This is a genomic window from Lentilactobacillus sp. TOM.63, assembly GCF_030361045.1.
Taxonomy (GTDB): domain Bacteria; phylum Bacillota; class Bacilli; order Lactobacillales; family Lactobacillaceae; genus Lentilactobacillus; species Lentilactobacillus dabitei.
The window spans coordinates 1-1723 of record NZ_JAUCAP010000156.1; the positions used below are offsets into that span (position 1 = coordinate 1).

Annotated in this window: 2 protein-coding genes; both read right to left on the minus strand. The window is 37.4% G+C overall.

The features are described 5' to 3' along the window. Positions 1–423: 423 nt before the first annotated feature. Positions 424–1137 (minus strand): Rep family protein, encoded by a 714-nt coding sequence (locus tag QUF07_RS13800; protein ID WP_289428185.1) that lies wholly within the window; start codon positions 1135–1137, stop codon positions 424–426. Between the two features lie 54 nt (positions 1138–1191). After that, positions 1192–1344 (minus strand): hypothetical protein, encoded by a 153-nt coding sequence (locus QUF07_RS13805; protein ID WP_289428186.1) that lies wholly within the window; start codon positions 1342–1344, stop codon positions 1192–1194. Positions 1345–1723 lie beyond the last annotated feature (379 nt).

Genomic DNA, 1723 nt, shown 5'->3' on the forward strand with positions numbered 1-1723 from the left:
AGTGAGTCTGTCAACTCCTTAAAGCCTCCTAGAACGGCTAAAAGCCGTTCTACGTCGATTTACCGTTGACGGACAGTTAGATAGCTCACTGTTAGCTAAAATCGCTTAGAACGCAAATAAGAGCCTTTAAAATCAACGTTCAAAAATAAAAAAGTTCGAAGGAGCTAGCGACTGAACTTATTTATTTTTGAATGTTCCAAACTGACGCAAGTCAGTTTTGTTTGAGCAAAGCGAAATCTGATGCAGGTTTTAATGGGTTTAGCATAACGTCATCAAAGATGACGTGTAAGTGCGCATTATCATGATAATGCGCACTTACACTCCAAATAAATTGGAGTTGTGCTAAAACCAAAAAACTTGTGCTAGAAGTCGACTAGTCGACAACAAAAAAGGACGGATCTAGTTATCCGTCCTTTCATCACATCATTCAGTTTCTTCTAGTATTTCGCCAGTTTCTTTATCAATTTTAGGCTTACGATTATATCTATATCCCATTTGATAATTAGCGTCAAAATACAATCGAAAACCACCAGCATTAGCAGTTATTACATCATTCACATCACTCATGTTTTGAACACCATGTTCAGCACCATGAACTTCAATAAAATCAAGCAAATGTATCACATTAACTAAGTGTTCTTTTCGAATGATATTTAACAACAAATTTTTCAATTCACGCTTTTGGTTTTCATCAAGAACAATATAACGGTCAATATCAAAATCATTAAGATAAACAATATCTGTTTTAGCATACACATGCTTATTTTTTGCCACAGCGTCTTTTGACTCATGTGTTAAATATTTAAACGTATTTTCAACGCTATCAACAATTTCGATATGAGATACCGCCTTAACACCCAAAGCACGCTTTATCTTCTTTCGCACGCTTTCAGTTGTGACAGGATTTTTAGCAATATATAAAACGTGATAATGCGGTTTTTTATAATGTTTGCCGTTAACAATTACATCGTTATTATCGTCCCAAGTTTTACTATCCCTTTTTTCATCACAATCATGCAATGGACTTATCGCCATAGCCAATCCTAATTTTTCCAAACATACTCGCCAATCAGTCGGGATACTTTCTGGATAAACAATAAACGAAAAATACCTTGCTTTAGTATAATTTGCTGTCATGTTATAATTACCTCACAGAGTTTTAGATTGCGTCCTATGCACAGGGCGCTTTTTTTATTTATTTTTTTTCAATTCCTCAATCAAAATCAATCGAACCAAAGATGACATATCAAGCCCTTTTGATTCTGCCAATTTTTTTGCATTATCTCTTAAAGATTTAGGCATAACTAAACCAACTCTAACTTTTTCATCTGTTGTATTTGCCATAACGTTCACCGCCTTTCAATAAATTAGTATAACATTTTATAAAATATTGTGCATTTTATATACATGAAAACCAAAACGGCGGTCAAAACGGCGGTCAAACGGCGGTCGCTTTTTAATCGCTGTAACCCTTGGGAGAGTAAGGGTAAGCACCTGTTTTTTTGAAATTTGGCACTCGGCACCTATAGGGGGGTCGTAGTACGGTCGCAAAATTCGCTCCCTCGCCCCCCCTGATTTCCAAATTTCTATCCCGCACGAATAAAACCATGGGCGCTGCCCAAACCTGCAAGCTGTGTTAGCTTGACCCCATAAATGAGCGGGAGCTCCCGCTCAAACTCACCCCGCACTCGCCGTGAGGCAGGCAAAAAAAGCAGGTGTGCTT

Bases quoted from the DNA above. Each gene is read 5' to 3' on its own strand.
- QUF07_RS13800 (WP_289428185.1), bottom strand. From the start codon at position 1,137: ATGACAGCAAATTATACTAAAGCAAGGTATTTTTCGTTTATTGTTTAT.
- QUF07_RS13805 (WP_289428186.1), bottom strand. From the start codon at position 1,344: ATGGCAAATACAACAGATGAAAAAGTTAGAGTTGGTTTAGTTATGCCT.